We start from the raw sequence: 21,456 nt of genomic DNA, 5'->3' as shown, positions 1-21,456 counted from the left end.
CGAATCTCGGGAAACGACACGGGTTTCGAGGTTCGGAGGCCGGCGGGCTCGGGGGGCTCAGCGGGGTCGGTGGGGTCGGTGGGCTCGGCGCGGGCGACGTCAGTCGACGCGCGTTCCCTTGCCGAGGACGACGACCCCGCTCGTGCTGACCGTCCAGCGCTCCCGGTCGACCTCGGCGTCGAGCCCGATCTGCGCGCCGTCGGCGACCACCACGTTCTTGTCCAGGATGGCCCGCCGCACCACCGAGCCCTTCCCGACCCGCACGCCCGGCAGCAACACGCTGCCCTCGACGTGCGCGCCGGCCTCCACCACGACGTCGCACCCGACCACGGAGTGCCGCACGGACGCCCCCGAGATGATCGAGCCGGGGCCGACGATCGACTCCTGCGCGGTGCCGCCCTCCACGAACTTGGCCGGGGGCAACGGCGGCGTGGCCGTGCGGATCGGCCAGTGCCGGTTGTAGAGGTTGAACACCGGGTGCACGGACACGAGGTCCATGTGCGCGTCGTAGTAGGCGTCGAGCGTGCCGACGTCGCGCCAGTAGCCCCGGTCCCGTTCGGTCGTGCCCGGCACGACGTTGTCGGCGAAGTCGTAGACCGCGGCCTCGCCGTGCGCCACCAGCAACGGGATGATGTCGCCGCCCATGTCGTGGTCGGAGTCGGGGTTGGCCGCGTCCGACCGCAGGGCCTCGACGAGCACCTCCGTGCTGAACACGTAGTTGCCCATCGACGCGAAGGTCACCTCGGGGTCGTCGGGGACGTGCGGCGGCTCGGCGGGCTTCTCCAGGAACCGGGTGATCCGCCCGGACGCGTCGGAGTCGATGCACCCGAACGCCTTGGCCTCCGCCCTGGGCACCCGGATGCCGGCGACGGTCACCCCGGCCCCGCTCTCCACGTGCTGCTCCACCATCTGCGCCGGGTCCATCCGGTACACGTGGTCGGCGCCGAACACCACGATGTGGTCGGGTCGCTCGTCGTACACCAGGTTCAGCGACTGGAAGATCGCGTCCGCGCTGCCCAGGTACCAGCGGGGGCCGAGTCGCTGCTGCGCGGGGACCGGGGTGATGTACTGGCCGAGCACGCTGGACAGCCGCCACGTGGTGGAGATGTGGCGGTCCAGGGAGTGGGACTTGTACTGGGTGAGCACGCACAGCTTGTGGTAGCCGGCGTTGACCAGGTTGGACAGCACGAAGTCGACCAGGCGGTAGTTTCCCCCGAACGGCACGGCCGGTTTGGCCCGGTCCGCGGTCAGGGGCCACAGCCGTTTTCCTTCACCGCCCGCCAGCACGATCCCGAGGACGTGGGGCTGCCCCTTCACGAGGGCCGACCCTATCCGGGGCCGTGGGGAGCGGCCACCGACCAGCCGGGGCGGGACGGGGTGAGACCGGCCCCGACGTCCAACGTTCACCCGGGCGCAGCACACCCGCGCTGCCCCCGTCCGCGACCGGCCGCCACTAACCTCCGGAAGGGTGCGCATCGGCGTGTTGACCCGCGAATTCCCTCCGGAGGTCTACGGCGGCGCCGGAGTCCACGTGGGTTCCCTCGTGCCCCGACTACGGGATCTCGTCGACGTCGACGTCCACTGCTTCGGCGGGCCGCGCGCCGACGCGGTGCGGGACGCGATCCCCCATCACCACCCGATCGGGCAGGACGGAGCACGCTGGCTGGACGGGGCGAACCCGGCGCTGCGCGCCCTGGCGGTGAACCTGTCGATCACCGCGGCCGTGGACGGGGTGGACCTGGTCCACTCGCACACCTGGTACGCGAACCTGGCCGGCCACCTCGCCAAGGTGCTGCACGACGTCCCGCACGTGATCACCACGCACTCGCTGGAGCCGCGCCGGCCGTGGAAGGCCGAGCAGCTCGGCGGCGGCTACCGCCTGTCGTCGTGGGTGGAGCGCACCGCCTACGAGGCCGCCGACGCGCTGATCGCGGTGAGTGAGGGGATGCGCGCCGACGTCCTCGACTGCTACCCGGCGCTCGACCCCGACCGGGTGCACGTGGTGCGCAACGGCATCGACACGACCGCGTTCCATCCCGTGGACGGGACGGACGTGCTGGAGCGCTTCGGGATCGACCCCGCCCGTCCCGTGGTGGCGTTCGTCGGCCGGATCACGCGGCAGAAGGGCGTGGGGCACCTGGTGTCCGCGGCGCACCGGATCGACCACGACGCGCAGGTCGTGTTGTGCGCGGGGGCCCCGGACACCCCGGAGATCGCCGAGGAGACGAGCGCGCGCGTGGCGCGGCTGGCCAGCGCCCGCCCCGGGGTCTTCTGGGTCCAGAGGATGCTTGAGCAGCCGGAACTGCGCCAGATCCTCTCGCGCGCCACGGTGTTCGTCTGCCCCTCGGTGTACGAGCCGCTGGGGATCGTGAACCTGGAGGCGATGGCGTGCGGGACCGCGGTCGTCGCCTCCGACGTCGGCGGCATCCCCGAGGTCGTCGCGCACGGCAGGACGGGGCTGCTGGTGCCCTACGACGCGTCGGAGCCCGAGGAGTACGAGCGTGCGCTCGCCGACGCGGTCAACGAGCTGCTGGCGGACCCGGCGCGGGCGGCGGCGATGGGGCGGGCCGGCCGGCAACGGGCGGTCGAGGAGTTCTCCTGGGCGACGGTGGCGGAACGGACCGTGGAGGTCTACCGCGAGATCCTCTCCTGACGGTCCGCACCGTCCACATCGAACTCCTCGGCCCTGCGCCCCCGGCCGTCCGCCGAGGAGTGGGCCGGCAACCACGTCGCCATGACCACGGCGACGACCGCGGCGGACAACCACGCGCAGGTGGTCGCGACGAGGGCGGACCACCCCCACACGCCGTACACCGTGCTGCCGAGCCATCCCCCGACGCTGCTGCCCAGGTAGTACGCGAACAGGTAGACCGAGGACGCCTGCCCCCTGGCCGCCGGGTCGGCCCGCGCGCCGACCCACCCGCTGGAGACCGCGTGCGCGGCGAAGAACGCGCCGGTGAGCACCGCCAGGCCGGCCAGCACCCACCCGAGCTGGTCGGGCAGGGTCATGACGACGCCGACCGCGGTCAGCGCCAGGGCGCTGAGCAGCACGACGGGCCGGCCGAACCGGTCGGCGAGGCGGCCGGCCACCGCCGAGCAGATCCCGCCGGCCGCGTACGCGAGGAACACCAACGCGGCGACGGCGGGGCTGACCTGGAACGGCGGCGACACGAGCCGGAACCCGATGGCGTTGTAGATCCCGATGAAGGACCCGACCGACAGCACGGCCACCACGTACGGCCCGTACAGGACCGGATCGGTGACGGCGGAGCGCAGGCCCGCGATGAGCGGGGCGACCCGCAGCGGCTGCCGCTGGTGCCGACGGGACGCGGGGAGCAGCCAGGCGACCAGCAGGCCGCAGACGGCCGACAGGACCGAGACGGCGACGAGACCACCCCGCCACCCGGCGTCGCGCACGAACACGTCGTCGGCCACGACGCCGGCGACCAGTCGGCCGCTCATCCCCCCGACGGTGGTGCCGGCGACGTAGACACCCATGAGCGAGCCCAGCCGCGTCGAGCCGATCTCCTCGGCCAGGTACGCCATGGCCGTGGCCGGCAGTCCGGCGACCGCCACGCCCTGCACCGCGCGCAGCGCGACCAGCGCGCCGAAGGTGGGCGCGAAGGGCATCGCCACGCCGACCAGGACGGCGAGGGCCAGCGACACCAGCATCACGGGGCGGCGGCCCACCGCCTCGGACACGGTCGCGACGGGCACGACCGCCACCGCGACGGCCGCGGTGCTGACGGTGACGGCCAGCGCCGCCGTCCCCGGGTCGAGCCGGAACTCGGCCGCGATCTGCGGCAGGACCGGCTGGGGCGCGTAGAGCAGGGCGAACACCGCGAGCCCCGCGCACAACACCGCGATCCCGATGCGGCGCAGGGGCACCGGTGGGGCTGTCGACCCGGTCAGGGAGGTCACGAGCGGCGACGCTAGGCATGCCCCAACCGATGCGTCCAATACGAAGAACGGCCAGAATCCATACCGTGCTGAATGAGAGGGCGGAAGCGCTGGCCACCGGGCTCGCGCCCCGGCTCACGCTGCTCCGGGAACTCGGCAGGGACCCGCACATCACCCGCGTGGCGGAGCGCCTGGGCATTCCGCAACCCACCGTGAGCCGCTGGCTCGCCGCGTTGGGCGAGGAGCTGGGCACCCCGGTCGTCGTCCGGGTGGGACGACGCGTCCAGCTCACCAGGGCCGGCCGGTTCCTCGCGGACGCCGCCGAACACGCCCTGGCGGCCGTGACCAGCGGATACCGCCGGGCGGTGGAGGAGGCGGACCCCGGAAGGGGTCACGTCTCGCTCGCGTTCCTGCACACGCTCGGCCAGACCCTCGTCCCCCACCTGGTGCAGGGGTTCCGGGAGCGGTTCCCCCAGGTGCGGTTCGCGCTGGTGCAGGGGTCCCACGAGGGGTTGCTGGACCGGCTCCGACTGGGCGAGGTCGACCTCGTGCTCACCTCGCCACCGCCGACCGACTCCCCCGACTTCGCGGCGGCGCCCCTGCACGAGGAGCCGCTCGTGGTGCTGGTGCCCGAACACCACCGCCTGGCGAAACGGCGTCGCGTGCGCCTGGTCGAGCTGGCCGACGAGGACTTCGTCGCCCTCAGCCCGGGGTACGGCCTGCGGCAGATCACCGACGCGCTGTGCGCGAAGGCGGGCTTCAGCCCGCGTCTGGCCTTCGAGGGCGAGGAGACGGACACCCTGCGCGGGTTGGTCGCGGCGGGGCTGGGCGTGACGGTGGTCTGCCGTGCCTGGCCGATGCCCCCGCCCGGCACGGTCGAGCTGGACCTGCTGCCCGGAGCCAGCCGCACGATCGGCCTGGTCTGGGCCGCCGACCGCCCCCTGCCGCCGTCGGTGCGGGCCTTCCGCGACTTCGCCCGTCAGCGCTCGCGGACGGCCCAGCGCTGAGGCCGCCGCCCCGCGTCCTCGTCCCGTCGCGACCGTCACGATGTGACCGAAAAGGCAGGCGCCGTGACCTCGAACACCGTTTGACCAGCCCCGATCGGGGCAACACGATCCTCCCTACCGCCCGCAGCGGACGGGCCACGAGCACGAGGAGCGTCAACAGGTGCGGTTCTACGGGGTGAACGCGTTCAGCACGACGCCGTTCGGCGGCAATCCCGCCACCGTCCTCCTGCTGGAGGAGCCGGCGGAGGAGACGTGGCTGCGGCGGGTCGGCGCGGAGTTCAACCAGCCCGCGACGGTGTTCGTGTGGCCGGAGTCCGAGGGCTACGGCATCCGGTGGTTCACCCCCAGCACGGAACTCCCGCTGTGCGGCCACGGGACCCTCGCCGCCGCGCACGTGCTGTACGAGAACGGGGCCGTGCCGGCCGGCCAGCCGATCACGTTCCGCACCGGGGGCGGGACGTTGGTGGCCCGGCCCGAGGGCGACCAGATCTGGTTGGAGCTGTCCCCGGTCGAGTTGGTGGAGGCCTCGGCCCCGGACGGCCTCCTCGACGCCCTCGGCGTGGCCGACGAACCGTGGTTCGGGCTGGCCGAGAACGACTTCGTGGTCGAGCTGGACTCGCCGGAGGCCGTCGAGCGGCTCCAGCCGAACACCGCGCGGCTGCGGGACTTCCCGGTCCTGCGGGTGACCGTCACCGCGCAGGGCGGCGCGAACGGGGCCGACTTCACGTCCCGCGTGTTCGCGCCCAACCTCGGGGTGGACGAGGACCAGGTGACCGGGTCGGCGCACTGCTGCCTCGGTCCACTGTGGTCACGACGCCTGGGTCGCTCCCGCCTGACGGCCGTCCAGGCGTCGCCCCGGCGGGGCGTCCTCTCGGTCGACGTCGACGGGGACCGGCTCCTGCTCGGCGGCCGCGCCCTCAGCACCTACTCCGGCGAGTTCCACATCGCGCCCTGAGCTGACCGTCGGATCGGCGGAACCGGTCTTGGAGCGGCCCGGTTCCGCCGATCATGTCGGGCGTGGAAGAGACGGAAGAGCCGAAGCGGCAAGGAAAACGCCGGTGGCGGGCACGACCGGAGTCGCTGTGGTGGCTGGCCAGTGTGGTGGTCCTGCCGGTCCTGCTGATCACCGGACTCACCATCGTGGTGTTGGTGTGGGCGCTCGACCCAGCATCAGTCGGCGAACGCACCGACCTCGTGAAGACCGCGCTGAGCGTCGGCGCGGGCACCGGCGGTGTCGTGGCCCTGGTGCTGGCCAGCCGTCGGCAGTGGTCCACCGAACAGGCCCACCGCCTGTCCGAACGCACCAGTCAGATCACCGAACACGACGCGACCGAGCGTCGGATCACCGAGCTGTACACCAAGGCCGCCGAACAACTCGGCTCCGACAAACACGTGGTCCGATTAGCCGGCCTCTACGCCCTGGAACGACTCGCCCAGAACAACCCCGAGCATCGACAGACCATTGTCAACCTCCTGTGCGGCTACCTCCGCACGCCCTACACCCCTCCCCCAGAAACAGGCGACCGAACAGGGAGCGCGAACGTCGAGCGTCCCCTGGTCACCAACAAGAACCAACGAAAAAGATTAGCCCGACCTCATGGCCGTGACACGGCTCCCAAGAATCCGAGTCGTCGAGAAGCCGAACTGGAACGAGACGTCCGTCTCGCCGCTCAGCGTATTCTCGCCGCTCACCTCCGCCCCACCTACGACAGCGACGGCATCCCCACCAACAAGAGCTTCTGGCCCGAGGTTCTCACCCTCGACCTCACCAGAGCCACGCTCATCGAGATCGACCTGAGAGCGTGTCATATTCCTTTCGCCAATTTCGACTGGTCCATCTTCACCGGCCACGCGACATTCGAGAGGACGACCTTCACTGACGATGTCAGTTTCGTCGGGGCCACCTTCGACTGCGAAACCCGGTTCTCGGGAACCGTCTTCGAAGGCTTCACCCTGTTCCCCTGTGCCACGTTTTCCAGATTCGCCATCTTCATGGGGGCAACCTTCAGGGAAATGGCGATCTTCAATACGGCCACCTTCAACGGCGACACCGCGTTCATAACCACGACCTTCAACGAAGTCGCCGACTTCGAAGACACCATCTTCAAAGGGCACACTCGTTTTGTCGGAACCACCTTCGTGACCAGGCCCGACTTCGAGGACGCCGCGTTCGAAAACTCGCCTTCGTTCGAGAAGGCGACGTTGGGAGGCGAACCGTACACACCGGCCATCGCGCGAGAGGCGGAAGAAGCGAAGGGCGAACAGGAACAGAGGGAGAGCGGTGAGTGAGTTCGCGAGCGGAGAACGAGCGACGAGCTGAGGGGCCAGAAGCGACGGCGCGCCCCGAAGGTGATCGGGGCGCGCCGTCGGAATGAGTCGTCAGCAGTAGGAGCGGGCGAACTCCACGAGGGTGCGGGCGGCGAAACCGGTGCCGCCCGGGTTGACCTCGTCATAGACCCGGTCGGCGCGCGCCGGGCCGGCGATGTCCAGGTGCGCCCAGGGCAGGCCGCCGGTGAACTCGCGCAGGAACAGGGCGGCGGTGATGCCGCCGGGGCCGGGCGGGCACTGCCGGACGTCCGCGATGTCGCTGCGCACGTCGGCCGCGTGGTCGTCCAGCAGCGGCATCCGCCACCACGCCTCGCCGGTGCGCCGACCCGCCTCGTTGATCCGCTCGGCCAGCTCGTCCTCGGTGGCGAACAGGCCGCCGGTGCGCAGGCCCAGCGCGACCTTCATCGCGCCGGTGAGGGTGGCGACGTCGACCAGCAGGCTCGGCTTGAGCTGACGCACCGCGTAGGCGAGGGCGTCGGCCATCACCATGCGGCCCTCGGCATCGGTGTTGGTCACCTCGGTGGTGGTCCCACCGTAGTGGCGCACGACGTCGCCGGGGCGGTACGCCGACCCGGAGACGTGGTTCTCCGCGCACGGCACCAGCCCGGTGACCCGCACCGGCAGGTTCAGCTCGGCGATCGCGATCAGGGCGGCGATGACCGCCGCGCCGCCCGACATGTCCGTGCGCATGAGGTGCATGCCCTCGGCGGGCTTGATCGAGATGCCGCCGGTGTCGAAGGTGATGCCCTTGCCGACCAGCACCAGGTGCGGCGCCTTGGCGCTGCCGCGCGGGCGGTGGCTCAGCTCCAGCAGGCGCGGCGGGCGGACCGAGCCGCCGCCGACGGCGAGGATGCCGCCGAAGCCGTTCTCCGCGAGCCACGCCTCGTCGCGCACGGTGGCGGTGAGGCCGGGCGCGGCCTCGGCCAGCCGGGCGGCGGTGCCGGCCAGCCAGGCCGGGTCCTTCACGTCGGAGGGGGTGTTGGCCAGGTCCCTGGCCAGTCCGGTCGCCCTCGCCAGGATCGACGCCTCGCGCACGGCCTCGGCCACGGCGGCCTCGTCGGCGCCGGCGGGCGGGACGAGGCGCAGCTCCTTCGTGCGGGCGGTGCGCTCGTTGGTCACCTTGAACGCGTGGCTGCCGAGCATGGCTCCCAGCGCGAACGCGGCGACCGCCTCGGTGTCGGCGCTCTCCGGCAGGGCCACCTGCACGGCGCGCGCCGGGCGTCGGCCCTCGCGCTGCTCGTTGGCGGCCTGGCCGTCGACGGCCCGCATCAGCGCGGCGCCGGCCGAGCGCCACGCGCGGGCGTCGCCGGAGCCGACGCCCACCAGCCAGCCCTGGGAGCCGTCGGGCGCGGGCACCGCGTGGGTCTGCCCGGCCCTGCCGGTCGCGCCGACCAGCTCCAGCCACTCCGCGTCGAGTCCCAACCGGTCGGCGTGGGGGCCGAGAACCGGCGCCGAGCCGGTCTCGTCGGCCGGTGAGGCCACGACGGCGAGCGGGACGCCACGCCGGGGCGCGGTCGTGACCTGCACATCGACCAGCGGCGTGGGAACGGAGGGCAACGGTGACGGCACTTGTGACGCTCCTAACAGGTGATCCTCCCTCGCGTGGGCGGCCGGCCGGCGCGACGACGCGCGACGGAGCCGAGACCGCCGGGCGAGGGGCCTGACGATGTGTGCCGGCCCCGGCTCCCCGTGCCAGTCGCTCACCCCCGCGAACGGCCGCCGCGGAAACCGGCCCCACCGGCCAGAAGACCGGTGGGGCGCCTCCGAGGGGCTCGATCCCGCGGCGGACGTCGGGGATGAGCGTCTGGATGGGGAAGCCGGGGCCGGACGTTGTCTGGCCGGGCCGGCCGGTTGGCGGTTCGGCTACCTCAGCCCGCAGCGGCCTTCAGGGCGTCGCCCAGCTCGCTGGCCTCCTCCGCCGACATCTCGACGACGAGGCGCCCACCACCCTCGAGCGGGAGGCGCATCACAATCCCGCGACCCTCCTTGGTGACCTCGAGGGGACCGTCGCCGGTCCGGGGCTTCATGGCCGCCATAGCGTGCTCCCTCCGTCAACTCTTCCCCGCCCGACACACCGCCCAGCGCGCCGGGTGCGGGGTCCATTCTCCCCCATTCGTACGCACGGACGAAACCGAACGATCACTTCGTGTCGCGCGAAGCCGGATTCCGCGCTGGTCACACACTCGCCAACCGCACTGGTCGAGTGGCTTTCGGGCTGACAAACTCAGCCGTCGTGCGGGCTCGTTCAGCGTTGTTCGACGTCTACGGCGGCCATCTCAGGGAGCGGGGTGGCGCCGCGACGATCGCCGCCCTCGTGCGCCTGCTCGAACCGCTCGGCTTCGCCGCGCCCGCCGTGCGCACGGCGGTCTCCCGCACGGTGCGCCAGGGATGGCTGCGCCCGGTGCGGCTGCCCGCCGGCCCCGGGTACGCGCTCACGCCACGGGCCGAGACGCGGCTGGACGAGGCCGCGGCGCGCATCTACCGGACGCGTCCGTCCACTTGGGACGGACGATGGCACGTGGTGGTGCTGGAGGAGCTTCCTCCCCGCCCCGCGCGCGACCGGCTCACCTCCTCGCTGCGCCTGCTCGGTTACGGAGAGCTGGGACCCGTCACCTGGGTCGCGCCCCGCCCCTCCCCCGAGCTGACCGACGTGCTGACCTCGGAGGAGGTCGCCGCGCGCACGTTCCACGGCGAGCACGACGGCGACGACACCGAGCTGGCCGCGCGGGCGTGGGACCTGGCCGAGCTGGGCGGGGACTACGCGGCGTTCGTCGCCGAGTGGGAGCCCCGGGTGTCCGCTGTGGACGCCTCAGCGGCGGCCGAGGCGTTCGCCGCCTCGCAACAGTTGTTGCACGCGTGGCGCAAGTTCCTGTTCCGCGATCCCGGGCTGCCGCCGCAGCTCCTGCCCGAGGACTGGCCGGGACGGGCGGCGGCGCGGTTCTTCGACCACCACACGGGGCGGCTCGCGCCGGGCGCGAACCGCTTCGTCGAGTCCTGCTTGGACGGCCAGTGAACGGCGGTGTCGCCGAACCGACGCCGACGCCGACGCACCGAGGAGAGGGAGGACACCCGTGTCCGAAGCCGTGTTGCTGATCGACGACACCGAGGGCGTGCGCACCTTCACGCTGAACCGGCCGGAGGCGTACAACTCGCTGACGACGGCGTTGAAGGAGGAGCTGCTGGGCGCGATGCGCGAGGCGGCGGCCGACGACGCGGTGCGCGCGGTGGTCGTCACCGGCGCGGGGCGGGCGTTCTGCGCGGGGCAGGACCTCAAGGAGCACGTCGAGCTGCTCACCTCGGGTGACCCGGCTCCGCTGCGCACGGTCGAGGAGCACTACAACCCGCTGATCACGGCGGTGCTGCACATGCCGAAGCCGATGATCGCGGCCGTGAACGGGACGGCGGCGGGCGCGGGCGCGTCGCTGGCGTACGCGTGTGACCTGCGGGTGGCGGCGGAGTCGGCGAAGTTCCTCATGGCCTTCGCCAACGTCGGGCTCGCGGCGGACTCGGGCGCGTCGTGGACGCTGCCGAGGCTGGTCGGCCACGGCAGGGCGATGGAGATGATGTTGCTGGCCGAGCCGGTGGGCGCCGAGGAGGCGCTGCGGATCGGCATGGTCAACCGGGTCGTGCCGGACGGCGAGGCGCTGGCCGTGGCCCAGGAGATCGCCGGGCGGATGGCGGCGGGGCCGACCACCGCCTACGCGAAGATCAAGGAGGCCATGCTGGCGGCGGCGGGCGCGGCGGTCGAGGCGGCGCTCGCCGTGGAGGCGCGCACGCAGGCCGAGGCCGGCGCGACGGCGGACCACCGCGAGGCGGTGGAGGCGTTCGTGGCCAAGCGGAAGCCCCGGTTCACCGGTCGCTGACCGACGGGAGGGGCTCGGCGTTTCGGCTGTCCTCGCTCGGGAGCGAACTCGCGGCGTGCTCGTGACGTGCTCGCGGCGCGGGTTCCTCCCGGGCGGAGGCCGGGCTTTCCAGTGTCGCGTCTTTCCTTGGCAGTGAACAGAAAGCGCGTCGCGATCTACACTTTCGGGCAATGAGTTATCCCCAACCTCCATCGGCTGTTGTCCTCGGTTACCCGATGTTCGGGTGAACGGGAGCGGATTTCTCCGGAGTTGTCCACAGGCGACGGTTCTGGGGGTGCGGGGGCGGGTCCGCTCTCGGTAGGCTGGACGCGGGGTCGCCCCCCAGGGCGGGTGGGGGCTGTCCCGAGGGCGGGAATGGTGGGCGCTCCTGTGGGGGCGGTGAGCGGTGCCAGCCCTGGAAGGTCAGCCGATTCAGGTCGGCGTCCGCCGTGAACGGCGACGCGGTGACGAGACCGTCCTGGTGCTCCCCGGTGGCCCCGCACCCGCCACGGTTCTCGTCGAATTCGACGGTGTGCACGCAGACGCCGAGCGCCCCGCTCGCCGGACTCTCGACCCGCCAGAGGTGCGGGTTCCGGCCTCGGCGTACGCGATGGGCTTGGACCCTCGGACCTCCCGCCAGGCCCCCTTCGAGACGACCTCCACCACGAGCAGGACGTTCGCTCCCTTGATCGGCCTCGTCGTCAGCGGCCCGTCCACGGAGAACACCACGACGTCAGGGGTGAGGGGGTCGAGCGGGCTCTCGGCCGCCATGACGTCGATGTCGATCTCCAACTGCCATCCGATGAGCAACCGGGACTCCAGTGCCGGCACTTCTCCGACAGGGCGCGGACGTCGTCCAGCGTTCGCCCAGCGGGAGGCGGGATCAGCCAGCCCACGGAAAGGCCGTCGTTCAGAGGTCCTTCCCCGGTGTCACGCGACCGGTCGGGACACGTCCACGACCGGAACCGCCGCGCGGCGCCAGCAGCCGGCGAGGTGGTCGTTGACCATGCCGGTGGCCTGCATCAGCGCGTAGCAGGTGGTCGGGCCGACGAAGACGAAGCCGCGCCGCTTCAGCTCCTTCGCCATCGCCTTGGACTCCGCCGTCGTCGCCGGCACGTCGCTCAACGACTCCGGCGCCGGCCGGCCCTCGTGGTCCGGCGCGAACGACCACAGCAGGTCGTCCAGGGGCTCGGCGAGGTCGCACACGGCCCGCGCGTTCCTGATCGTCGCCTCGATCTTGGCGCGGTTGCGCACGATCCCGGTGTCGCCGAGCAGGCGGGCCACGTCGTCCTGGCCGAACCCGGCGACCGTCTCGGGGTCGAAGCCGGCGAAGGCGCGGCGGAAGCCCTCCCGCTTGCGCAGGATCACCAGCCACGACAACCCCGACTGGAACGCCTCCAGTGACATGCGCTCGAACAGGGCCGTGACCCCGCGCAGCGGCACGCCCCACTCCGTGTCGTGGTAGACGGCGTAGTCCGGGGTGGACGCGCCCCAGGGGCAGCGGGCGAGGCCGTCGGCGCCGAGGGCCGGACCGCTCATCGTGGGTACTCCTGACAGAACGAGGCGAAGGTGGTCAACGAGCGGCGCAGGCCCCACCGGACGAGGGGGCCGAGGAGCGTCCAGCCGGCCACGCCGAGCGGGCCGAGCGGCGCGTGGAGGTGCTCCTCCCAGACGAACACCGCGCCGCGCCCGTGGGGCCGGACGGAGAAGACCCCGAAGCCACGCAGGAGGCGGCCGAGGTGCCGGACCTCGCAGCGTCGCGGCGGGTCCCAGACCGTGATCTCCATGGTGTCCAGGAAGCCGAGGTCGGCCGCGCCGGTGAAGGCGACCAGGCGGGACCCCACGCTGTGGCCGGAGCCGGCCACCACGTGGACCTGGGTGCCGAGCATCCACTCCCGCTGCCGGGTCCAGTCCGTGGCGGCCGCGAACACCACCTCGGGCGGCGCCGCGACCGGCGTCGTCAGCTCCAGGTGGATCGCGGGGGCGCGGCCGGCGGGGCTCATTCCGACGGTTCCGACGATTCCGACGGCGTCCGGTCGGCCAGCTCGCGTTCCAGCTCGGCGACGCGGCCCCGGAGCTGGTCCAGTTCGCCGGCCAGGCGCTCCAGCGCCCAGTCGACCTCGGACATGCGGTAGCCCCGCACCGCCTGCTGGAACCGGAGGGCCCTGACGTCGTCGCCGGTGACCTCGGCGGGCGGGAGTCGGGTGGGCGAGGCGCCCGGGGGCAGCGGGGCCAGCTCCTCGCCCCGCCCGAACACGGCCGAGGCGATCAGGAACACCACCGCCGCCACGGCGACCATGACGACGAGGTAGATGAGCGCGGTGGTCACGCCCAGATCGTGGCACGCCCGGCCGACCGTCGTCCGGCGGCCGGGCGCGCGGCTTTCCGACGAGCACCTCCGCGCGGGCGGAGGGCTCAGGCGACGAGCACGAAGCAGCGACGGGCGAGCACGACGAGGCGGGCGACCACGGCGAAGGTCACCAGGGTCGCCAGCAGCACCGGCGGGGAGAGCAGCACCAGGCCCGGGTCGACACCCGCCGTGGCGACCACGACGGTGAGCAGGCTGAAGCCGTAGACCCCGACCGCGCCGACCGACCACGCGCCGGTGAGCCGGCCGACCAGCCGGGTGTCGCCGATGAGCCGGGCCAGCCACCGGAACGCGATCAGGATGACCGCGGCGGAGCCGGCGAGCACCCACGAGGTCAGGTCGGTGGCCTGGGCGACGGTGCGGTACCAGTCCGGCTGCCCCTCGCCGACCCACAGCAGGCGGTTCAGCTCCCACAGGCCGTGCACGAGCGGGATGAGCAGCAGCAGGGAACGGACGAACCGCACGCCGTGGGCCACGGCCAGCTCGGCCTGGTACTCCCTGGCGATCCGGCCGACCGGGCCGAAGTCCTCGACGGCGCGCCGCTGCGCCTCCTCGGGGTCGAAGCCGGCGTCGAGGTAGCTCTCGGCCGCGTCGTGCAGGCTGTCCCTGGCCTCGGTGAGCAGGTCGCGGCGCAGGGCCGCCGGGCCGCGCAGGCGCGCGGCGAGCGCGTCGACGTAGTCGTCGATCAGGCTTTGGCCGGCCACGGTCCGCTCCCCAGCACACCCTCGATGGCCGTGGTGAACTCCCGCCATGCCGCGCGCTCCGCGGTGAGCGCCTTCTTGCCGGCGGTGGTCAGTTGGTAGGTGCGGCGCTGGCGACCGGAGACGGTCGTCCACTCACTCCGCACGTAGCCCGCCCGCTCCAGCCGCCGCAGCGCCGGGTAGACCGTCCCGGTCGGCAGGTCCAGCGCCCCGCCACTGCGGAGTTGGAGCGCTTCGATGATCGCGTAACCATGCAGCTCGCGGCCGTCGAGGGTGGCCAGCAGCAAGGCATCCAGGTGCCCACGCAGCGCGTCCGCCTTCACGTGTAGTGAGTCTACGGATGCCCCCCGGAGGTGTGTCACCGCCCGGTGGCTGAACGGAGGCGGACCGTCCCGGAGCGCGGGAACGCCGAGGTGCGGACCGCCCTCCACAGTGGATCGAGGGGTGTCGGACAGGTCATCCCGGGGCCGGGGGCGCCCGATGCGGCGACCGGCGCGCCCCGAGCCCTCGCGGCTCCCGAGGGCACCACGCCCGAGTTGAGGGACAGGGGCATCCCACATTGGGGCGACGCGCAGAAATCGCCCTCGCGCCGAAAGCGAATGACCAGTGCCGCCCGTTCGTCCGAGCCGCGCTCACCCTTCCGCGGCGTCGTTGCCGGGAAACGTACCGGTGAACTAGCCCATCCGTGTGGAAGGCGACCGATTCCTTTCCGTTGGTGCCAACGGGGGTCAACACTTCGGGCCACCACCGATCTCCCCACAGCCCGTCGCGCTGGAGGTCTGATGACCGCTGAATCGATTGCGAACCCGGGCGACCAGGCCGTCGCGGCCGCCGCCGCACCGCAGTGGGACGACGAGGCGACCCGGCACCTCTCGGCCGCGGCGCACCTGGACGAGAACTTCGCGGACAACGCGATCGAGGAGTTCCTCGCCGAACCCAGGAGAGCGGTCCCGCCCTCCCCCGGCGTGGACGCGGCCGTCGTGCTCAGGGAGGCGCTGGCGGCCCGCCGGCGGCGGGTGCTGCGCGACACGGCCGTCCTGGTGCTGTTCCTGGTCATCCTGATCATCGCGCCGGTGACCGCGGTCGCGTGGATCGCGGTCGCCGTCGTCTGGCTGATGGTCCACGGGATGTCCGCGGCGGCGGCCAGGGTGCGGGGCGGCTCGCCGCCCGGCAGCGCCAGGACCGGCCTGGTCACCGCCACCATCCTGGTGGCCCTGTTGTTCTTCCTCGTGAACGCGTTGTCACCCCCGACGACCGGCTACGGCCGCCGCTCCACCTACCGCGACCCCGTCGACGAGGCGGTGGACGCCGTCGCCCCGGGCGTCGCGGTGTTCCTGCTGCTCGCCGTGATGCTCGCGGTGTTGTTGGCCGACCGGCTGGCCCTGCGGCACCTGCTCGTCAACCACTTCACCTACGGGCGGTTCCGCCAACCCCAGCCCCAGGACGGCAGGCTCGACCACGCGCTGAGGGCCTCCGGGTGGCAGCCGCACGCCCAGCGGTTGCAGCTCATCGCGAACGCCGGCCAGCGCGGCAACCTCGTGGTGCACGACGGGTGGCGCGCGTTCGTCGGATCCGGGTCGCTGTCCCGGTCCTGGTCCATCGCGGTGCGGCTTCGCCGGGACGAGGAGGCGGGGGACGACGAGGAGCCGACGCCGCTCAGCCCGGTGGAGCTGTACGACCGGGTGGCGGACGAGCTGAAGCGGATGCGGGCCTCGGACAACCTCGCCCCCGGCCTGCGGCTGCGCGAGCTGTCCGACAGCGAGCACGTGGTCGTGTCGGCGCGGTCCCTCATCCGCTACCGGCACGAGGAGCTGGCCTGCCACATCCTGCCCAGCCCGGCGTCCACGCCGGCCAACTGGCTGCCCACCGAGGTGGTGCGGGGCCTGACCGAGCGGAGCCCGGAGTGGATCCGCTACTACCGCTGCTTCCGCGTCGAGACCTGGCACAAGGAGCTGGTCATCTCCAGCTACCTGCACATCGGGTGCGACGAGCGGACGCTCTACGTCGAGTGGAACGCCTTCCAGCTCAACCCCGTCGCCCCCTACTACGCGCGCGGCGAGTGGGCGGAGGCCCGCCTGTCGAACGCGGTGGCGCGGGCGCTGGTCGACCTGGTGGCCATGCCGGGCACGGTGTTCCGGCGGCTGCGGACGATCTTCCGCGTGGTGCGGGAGGTGGCCCGCCGCAACGGGATCTTCTCCGAGCAGGCCATCCTCCCCTCCACCTACGGGTCGCGGCGCAGCATCCGCGAGCTGGCCGCCGGCCGGCACGGCGAGACGTACTTCCACGAGATGGACGGCATCCGGCACGTCAAGCTGATGGAGCGCAGGGCCATGGCGGCCATCGCCGACTGCCTGGAGGAGCACGGCTACTCCACCAAGGAGTTCAGTGGCAGCACGTCGGCGGTCATCCACAACACCGTGATCAACGACAGCCAGGTCTCCGGGCTCAACATCGGCGGCAGGGGCAACACGGTCACCACCGGCAACGCCACGATGAGCCGCGACAACGAGGGCGGCGGGAAGGACTGACGTGGCCAACCGAGGCAGGAACACCCACATCACCGGCAGCACCGTCGTCGGCGCCAACTTCGGGGGCCGGCACAACAAGGTCGACGTCGGCGACGTGACGATCGGCGGCGCGCTGCGGGGTGACGACCTGCGCGCGCTCGTCGCCCGGCTCCGCGTGGAGCTGGCCGCGCACGCGGACGACCCGGCCTACGCGCGGGCCGACGCGCACGCGGAGCTGCTCGCGGAGGAGCTGGCGGCGGACGAGCCCGACCCCCGGCGCGTGCGGGACCGGTGGCAGCGCCTGCGCGGCCTGCTCACCGCGTTGACCGCCGGCGGCGCGATCGCGGAGATCGCCGACGGGATCGGCAAGCTGCTCTGACAGCCCGGGCGCCGCAACGGCGCTGGTCATCACGGAACTGGGCACCACCGCACAGGGCACCACGGCACTGGTCATCACGGAACTGGGCACCACGGCACGGCATCGGCCGCCGGCATGCGGATCAGCGCGACCGACGGGTCACCGCTCGGCCGCAGGCCCGCTCGCGGCGCCGGTCACCGCTTGGCCGCAGGCCCGCTCGCGGCGCGGGTCACCGCTCGGCCGCGAGCACCTCGCGCATCGGTGGCCGGTCGCCGAGCCGGACCTCGGTCTCGTCGGGCAGCCATTCGCCGGCCACCTGTGCGAACTGCGCGTAGGGGCCGCCGTCGTCCGGCAGGCCGCACCGGCGGAGCACGGTGCCGAGGATCTGGCGCGCCATGACGCCCAGCGCGCGCAGGGAGCGGTTGCGGTGCTTCCGGACACCGAGGTTGACCTGCGCGATGGCGTCCACGCCGTACCGGTGGGCCGTGTCGAGCAGCAGCCCGATCTCCACGCCGTAGCCGGCGGCGAACGGCACGGACTCCAGCAACTCGCGCGTCGCCGCGTACTCGCCGCCGAGGGGCTGCACGATGCCGGACAGCTCCGGCCGCAGGGCGGCGATCAGCGGGCGGGCGAGTAGCTCGGTGACCCGCCCTCCGCCGTTGTCCGCCTCGCTGTTCTCCATCCGCAGCGGCCGGCGGTAGAAGCCCTTGACCAGGTGCACGCCGTCGACGGTGAGCAACGGCCCGAGCAGCGCGGGGACGAAACCCACGTCGACCTCGACCAGGTCGGAGTCCAGGAAGACCACGAGGTCGCCGGTGGTCGCGGCGAGGGAGCGCCACAGGACCTCGCCCTTGCCGGGCACCGGCGGCAGGTGCGGCACGACGTCCTCGCGGCGCACCACCCGCGCGCCGGCCGAGGCCGCCACCTCCGCCGTGCGGTCGGTGGACCCGGAGTCGACCACGACGACCTCGTCCACCAGCCGCCGTCCGTCCACTGTGGACGTGTGGGGGAGCACGGCGGCCACCACGTCCCCCACCGTGGACTCCTCGTTCAGCGCGGGCAGCACGACGCTCACCGTGCGCCCGCCCTTGGCCGAGCGCAGCTCCTCAACAGTCCACTGTGGATACTGAATCGTGCGCGCGGCGAACCAGCGCTCGACGTCGGACCGCATGACGACGGTCAGGCCATGGCCCGCAGCACCCGCGCGGGCGGACGGGTCCCGGCGATGCTGCCGACCATCTCCACCACGTGCCGGGTCTGCCGGACGTTGTGCGCACGGAACACCTTCGCGCCGGCCCACGCCGCGACCGCGGTCGCCGCGAGCGTCCCGTCGACCCGCTCGCCCACCTCGGCGTCGAGGGTCTCGCCCACGAAGTCCTTGTTCGACAGGGCCATCAGCACCGGCCACCCGGTGGCCACCAGCTCGTCCAGCCGGCGCAGCAGCTCCAGGCTGTGCCAGGTGTTCTTGCCGAAGTCGTGGGTGGGGTCGATCAGCACCCCCTCCCTGGGCACGCCGAGGCGCACCATCCGCTCGGCCTGCCGGGTCACCTCCTCGACGACGTCGGCGACCACGTCGGCGTAGCGGACGCGGTGGGGGTCGGTGCGCGGGGCGAGGCCTCCGGTGTGGGAGCACACGATGCCGACGCCGAACTCGGCGGCGACCTCGGCGAGCCGGGGGTCGGCCCCGGCCCAGGTGTCGTTGAGCAGGTCGGCGCCCGCCTCGCAGACCAGCCGCCCGACCTCGTGCCGCCAGGTGTCGACGCTGATCACCAGGCGGGGGTGGCGCTCGCGCACGGCGGCGACGAACGGGACGACGCGCCGGATCTCCTCGTCGACGTCGACGACCTCGCCGTGCGACCCGGCGCGCACGCCTCCGATGTCGACGATGTCGGCGCCCTCGGCCACCACGCGGTCGACGGCGGCCAGCGCGGCGTCCTCGGCGAAGGTCGCGCCGCGGTCGTAGAAGGAGTCCCTGGTCCGGTTGACGATCGCCATCACCAGGGCGCGGTCCTGCCGGACCTCGCGCTTGCCGAACCGCAGCGTGCTCACGTCCCGATCGTGCCAGGCGATGACAGCGGAACCGCCGCGCGGCGACCGATGTGACCTCGCTCACTTCTGTCGAACTCTCGTGAGCACCATCACCCTCGTGCGCCACAGAGAGTAACCCGAACGGCGGGAGCCAGAAGGCATCCGCCACCGCGCTGAATCGATCTCCGCACGTCAACGCGGTCACGGTGGACGTCAACAGCTCGCGGTGACCTTGGTCACAGTGACGCCGATCATGTGATCCACTCCACGACCATTACCCGGCAGTAACACCGAAGAAACCTCACGTTCAAGGAGGTCGGGATGCGGCGGATCCCCCTGCTCCTGCTCGCGGCCCTGACCGCGTTGCTCGGCTCGCTCCTGGTCACCCCGGCGGCCACCGCCGCGCCCGGCTTCACCACGCGGTACGAGACCATCCCCGGCGAGGGCGGCACGCCGCTCAAGGCGTTCGTGATCCGGCCGACCGGACGCGGCCCCGGACCGCACCCGCTGCTGGTGCTGCCGTCGAGCTGGGGTGTGAACAACCTGGAGTACGTCGGCGCCGCGTGGAAGATGGCCTACGAATCCGGGTACGTCGTGGTCAGCTACACCAGCCGGGGCTTCTGGGACTCCGGCGGCGAGATCGGGGTGGCCGGACCGACCGACGTCGCGGACGCCCGCAGGGTCATCGACTGGGCGATCGAGCACGCCGGCGGCGACCCCGCGCGGGTCGGCATGGCCGGCATCTCCTACGGCTCGGGCATCAGCCTCCTGACCGCCGCCGCCGACCGGCGGGTGCGCGCGGTCTCGGCGATGAGCGGCTGGGCCGACCTCGCCGCCTCCCTCTACCCGAACCACACGGTGAGCTTCCAGGCCGTCGAGCTGCTGATGGGGCTGGGCCACCTGACCGGCCGGCCAGGCCCCGAGCTGCGGCAGGCCGAGGCGGACTACCGCGCGGGGAACTTCGACAAGGTGCTGCCGATCGCGCCGGAGCGCTCGGTGTCCACCAAGGTCGACCAGATCAACGCCAACCGCCCGGCCGTCATGATCGCGCACCCCTGGCAGGACGGCATCTTCCCGCCCAGCCAGCTCGTCGACTTCTACAACCGCGTCAGCGGCCCGAAGCGGCTCATGCTCAGCCCCGGCGACCACGCCACCCCCGAGCTGTTCGGCGCGGCCGGGTTCCCCAACGAGATCTGGGAGAACACCCGGCGCTGGTTCGACCACCACCTGCGCGGGGTGGACAACGGCATCGACCGCGAGAACCCGGTGCACCTGAAGCCGAACAACGGCGGGGGCTGGCGCAGCTACCCGAGCTGGGAGGCGGCCACCGGGCGCACGAGCACGTTCTACCTGACCCAGCCGACGACGGGCTGGACCTCGCCGCAGGTGACCGGCTCGCTGGCCGGCTCCCCGGCGACCGGCTGGACGCACCGCATCAACACCGGGTGGGACACCGCCGCCAACAGCGGCACGATCATGGTCAGTGGCATGTTGCAGGGCTTCTTCAACATCCCCACGGGGGTGTGGATGCCCCAGGTGAACCGCGCCGACGCCGGCGTCTGGTGGGGTCCCAGCTACGACAGGGCCACCACGGTCAACGGTGCTCCGCGCCTGCACACCACCGTCACCCCGAGCGCGGCCACCACGACGCTCTACGCCTACCTGTACGACGTGGGCTCGCTCGGCGACGGCGCACTGATCACGCACAAGCCGCTCACGCTGCGCGGCGCCAAGCCCGGTGTCGCCCAGAGCGTCGACATCGACCTGGAGCCCGTGACCTGGAACGTCCCGGCCGGGCACCGACTGGTCCTGGTGGTCGACACCGTCGACCCGCGCTACGTCGGCATGAGCCAGCGCGGGGCCACGGTGACCTTCGGCTCGCCGGAGGGCGACCCGTCCTGGCTGCGGATCCCCACGGCCTGACGGACACCGCCGGACCACGGGTGCGGTCGGGACAACGGCGTCCCGACCGCACCCTTCGTCCACTAAGGACAGATCAGCCGCTCTTCCCCGTCACGACGCCCTGGGGGGCTTCCCGCCACTTCCCCGCACGTCGGGGCCAGGCAGCCACACACGACGCGGCCCTCATCCTCAATGCCCCGAGAACTCCTGGTGGCGGCCCCGGCACGGTCACCCGCGCCCCACTACTCCGGTACAGCCCCCACCCGCCCTGGGGGGCGAGCCCTGCTCCAGCCTATCGGCCCACCACCCCGCGCCCAAGGCCCACACCAGGCCCTGTGGAGGAAATCGGGTGACTGTGGACAACTCCGAGGCTCGCCTCACCCGGGACTCACCCACGCCACCATCCGAGCAGGATCACCGGGCGACGAAGGACACCCAGAGCAACGACCTACCGCCTGACCTGCCGCAGGAACACGTCGAACCGGCCGGGCTCGAACACCAGAGCCGGCCCCGAG

General features: G+C 72.5%; 20 protein-coding genes. 9 read left to right on the top strand and 11 right to left on the bottom strand.

Translation table 11 applies throughout. The features are described 5' to 3' along the window. Positions 1-99 precede the first annotated feature (99 nt). Complete coding sequence (gene glgC, locus LX15_RS28095) at positions 100-1,317, bottom strand: glucose-1-phosphate adenylyltransferase (RefSeq protein WP_253673292.1); 1,218 nt, start codon at positions 1,315-1,317, stop codon at positions 100-102. Between the two features lie 151 nt (positions 1,318-1,468). On the opposite strand from glgC, the gene glgA reads away from it, so the two are divergent. Further along, positions 1,469-2,653: a glycogen synthase gene (gene glgA, locus LX15_RS28090; protein ID WP_253673290.1), complete on the top strand. Its 1,185-nt coding sequence runs from the start codon at positions 1,469-1,471 to the stop codon at positions 2,651-2,653. Here the strand turns inward: glgA and LX15_RS28085 are convergent. Further along, positions 2,632-3,921 carry an MFS transporter gene (locus LX15_RS28085; RefSeq protein ID WP_253673288.1) on the bottom strand — a complete coding sequence of 430 codons (1,290 nt, stop codon included), beginning with the start codon at positions 3,919-3,921 and terminating at the stop codon, positions 2,632-2,634. The genes glgA and LX15_RS28085 overlap by 22 nt on opposite strands. A 65-nt stretch (positions 3,922-3,986) precedes the next feature. Here LX15_RS28085 and LX15_RS28080 point away from each other — a divergent pair, with 65 nt between their 5' ends. The 3 genes from LX15_RS28080 (at position 3,987) to LX15_RS28070 (ending at position 7,196) form a co-directional block, all read left to right on the top strand. Next, on the top strand, positions 3,987-4,907 hold the full coding sequence (locus LX15_RS28080; RefSeq protein WP_253673286.1) for a LysR family transcriptional regulator: 921 nt from the start codon (positions 3,987-3,989) through the stop codon (positions 4,905-4,907). A gap of 160 nt (positions 4,908-5,067) precedes the next feature. Continuing rightward, a complete protein-coding gene (locus LX15_RS28075; protein ID WP_253673277.1) occupies positions 5,068-5,862 on the top strand; it encodes a PhzF family phenazine biosynthesis protein in 795 nt (264 codons plus the stop codon). A 62-nt stretch (positions 5,863-5,924) separates the two neighbouring features. After that, positions 5,925-7,196, top strand: a complete 1,272-nt coding sequence (locus LX15_RS28070; protein ID WP_253673269.1) for a pentapeptide repeat-containing protein — start codon at positions 5,925-5,927, stop codon at positions 7,194-7,196. 90 nt (positions 7,197-7,286) lie between these two features. Here LX15_RS28070 and LX15_RS28065 read toward each other — a convergent pair whose 3' ends face one another. Continuing rightward, positions 7,287-8,804, bottom strand: a complete 1,518-nt coding sequence (locus LX15_RS28065; RefSeq protein ID WP_253673267.1) for a leucyl aminopeptidase — start codon at positions 8,802-8,804, stop codon at positions 7,287-7,289. 299 nt (positions 8,805-9,103) lie between these two features. After that, on the bottom strand, positions 9,104-9,271 hold the full coding sequence (locus tag LX15_RS28060; protein ID WP_073487062.1) for a DUF3117 domain-containing protein: 168 nt from the start codon (positions 9,269-9,271) through the stop codon (positions 9,104-9,106). 197 nt (positions 9,272-9,468) lie between these two features. Here LX15_RS28060 and LX15_RS28055 point away from each other — a divergent pair, with 197 nt between their 5' ends. After that, on the top strand, positions 9,469-10,248 hold the full coding sequence (locus LX15_RS28055) for a PaaX family transcriptional regulator (RefSeq protein ID WP_253673265.1): 780 nt from the start codon (positions 9,469-9,471) through the stop codon (positions 10,246-10,248). 58 nt (positions 10,249-10,306) lie between these two features. After that, positions 10,307-11,098, top strand: coding sequence for an enoyl-CoA hydratase-related protein (locus LX15_RS28050; protein ID WP_253673263.1), 792 nt, complete (start codon positions 10,307-10,309; stop codon positions 11,096-11,098). Between the two features lie 909 nt (positions 11,099-12,007). Here the strand turns inward: LX15_RS28050 and LX15_RS28045 are convergent. The 5 genes from LX15_RS28045 to LX15_RS28025 form a co-directional block, all read right to left on the bottom strand. Next, positions 12,008-12,616: a DNA-3-methyladenine glycosylase I gene (locus LX15_RS28045; RefSeq protein ID WP_253673261.1), complete on the bottom strand. Its 609-nt coding sequence runs from the start codon at positions 12,614-12,616 to the stop codon at positions 12,008-12,010. Further along, positions 12,613-13,080, bottom strand: a complete 468-nt coding sequence (locus LX15_RS28040) for an SRPBCC family protein (RefSeq protein ID WP_253673252.1) — start codon at positions 13,078-13,080, stop codon at positions 12,613-12,615. Before LX15_RS28040 ends, LX15_RS28045 begins: the two co-directional genes overlap by 4 nt. After that, complete coding sequence (locus LX15_RS28035; RefSeq protein WP_253673250.1) at positions 13,077-13,406, bottom strand: DivIVA domain-containing protein; 330 nt, start codon at positions 13,404-13,406, stop codon at positions 13,077-13,079. Before LX15_RS28035 ends, LX15_RS28040 begins: the two co-directional genes overlap by 4 nt. Before the next feature lie 86 nt (positions 13,407-13,492). Beyond that, positions 13,493-14,149, bottom strand: coding sequence for a permease prefix domain 1-containing protein (locus LX15_RS28030; RefSeq protein WP_253673248.1), 657 nt, complete (start codon positions 14,147-14,149; stop codon positions 13,493-13,495). Then, on the bottom strand, positions 14,131-14,469 hold the full coding sequence (locus LX15_RS28025; RefSeq protein WP_253673241.1) for a PadR family transcriptional regulator: 339 nt from the start codon (positions 14,467-14,469) through the stop codon (positions 14,131-14,133). Before LX15_RS28025 ends, LX15_RS28030 begins: the two co-directional genes overlap by 19 nt. A gap of 459 nt (positions 14,470-14,928) precedes the next feature. Between LX15_RS28025 and LX15_RS28020 the strand changes: the two genes are divergently transcribed. Further along, positions 14,929-16,674 (top strand): AbeC-like domain-containing protein, encoded by a 1,746-nt coding sequence (locus LX15_RS28020; RefSeq protein WP_253673239.1) that lies wholly within the window; start codon positions 14,929-14,931, stop codon positions 16,672-16,674. Position 16,675: 1 nt separating this feature from the next. Then, positions 16,676-17,032 carry a hypothetical protein gene (locus LX15_RS28015; RefSeq protein ID WP_253673237.1) on the top strand — a complete coding sequence of 119 codons (357 nt, stop codon included), beginning with the start codon at positions 16,676-16,678 and terminating at the stop codon, positions 17,030-17,032. A 208-nt stretch (positions 17,033-17,240) separates the two neighbouring features. On the opposite strand, the gene LX15_RS28010 is transcribed toward LX15_RS28015, so the two are convergent. Together LX15_RS28010 and folP are read right to left on the bottom strand one after the other, a co-directional pair. After that, positions 17,241-18,182, bottom strand: coding sequence for a glucosyl-3-phosphoglycerate synthase (locus LX15_RS28010; protein WP_253673235.1), 942 nt, complete (start codon positions 18,180-18,182; stop codon positions 17,241-17,243). 8 nt (positions 18,183-18,190) lie between these two features. Further along, complete coding sequence (folP, locus tag LX15_RS28005; protein WP_253673233.1) at positions 18,191-19,060, bottom strand: dihydropteroate synthase; 870 nt, start codon at positions 19,058-19,060, stop codon at positions 18,191-18,193. Positions 19,061-19,360: 300 nt separating this feature from the next. On the opposite strand from folP, the gene LX15_RS28000 reads away from it, so the two are divergent. Beyond that, a complete protein-coding gene (locus LX15_RS28000; RefSeq protein ID WP_253673231.1) occupies positions 19,361-20,962 on the top strand; it encodes a CocE/NonD family hydrolase in 1,602 nt (533 codons plus the stop codon). The last annotated feature ends 494 nt before the right edge of the window (positions 20,963-21,456 follow it).

It is taken from the genome of Streptoalloteichus tenebrarius (assembly GCF_024171885.1).
Lineage (GTDB): Bacteria > Actinomycetota > Actinomycetes > Mycobacteriales > Pseudonocardiaceae > Streptoalloteichus > Streptoalloteichus tenebrarius.
The sequence above is the reverse complement of the archived record's forward strand: the minus strand, read 5'-3'. Positions and strand labels throughout refer to the sequence as shown.

Excerpts from the sequence above, each read along its gene's own strand:
- LX15_RS28045 (WP_253673261.1), bottom strand. The coding sequence starts at position 12,616 with ATGAGCGGTCCGGCCCTCGGCGCCGACGGCCTCGCCCGCTGCCCCTGG.
- LX15_RS28000 (WP_253673231.1), top strand. The coding sequence starts at position 19,361 with ATGCGGCGGATCCCCCTGCTCCTGCTCGCGGCCCTGACCGCGTTGCTC.
- LX15_RS28010 (WP_253673235.1), bottom strand. The coding sequence starts at position 18,182 with ATGCGGTCCGACGTCGAGCGCTGGTTCGCCGCGCGCACGATTCAGTAT.
- LX15_RS28060 (WP_073487062.1), bottom strand. The coding sequence starts at position 9,271 with ATGGCGGCCATGAAGCCCCGGACCGGCGACGGTCCCCTCGAGGTCACC.
- LX15_RS28040 (WP_253673252.1), bottom strand. The coding sequence starts at position 13,080 with ATGAGCCCCGCCGGCCGCGCCCCCGCGATCCACCTGGAGCTGACGACG.
- LX15_RS28020 (WP_253673239.1), top strand. The coding sequence starts at position 14,929 with ATGACCGCTGAATCGATTGCGAACCCGGGCGACCAGGCCGTCGCGGCC.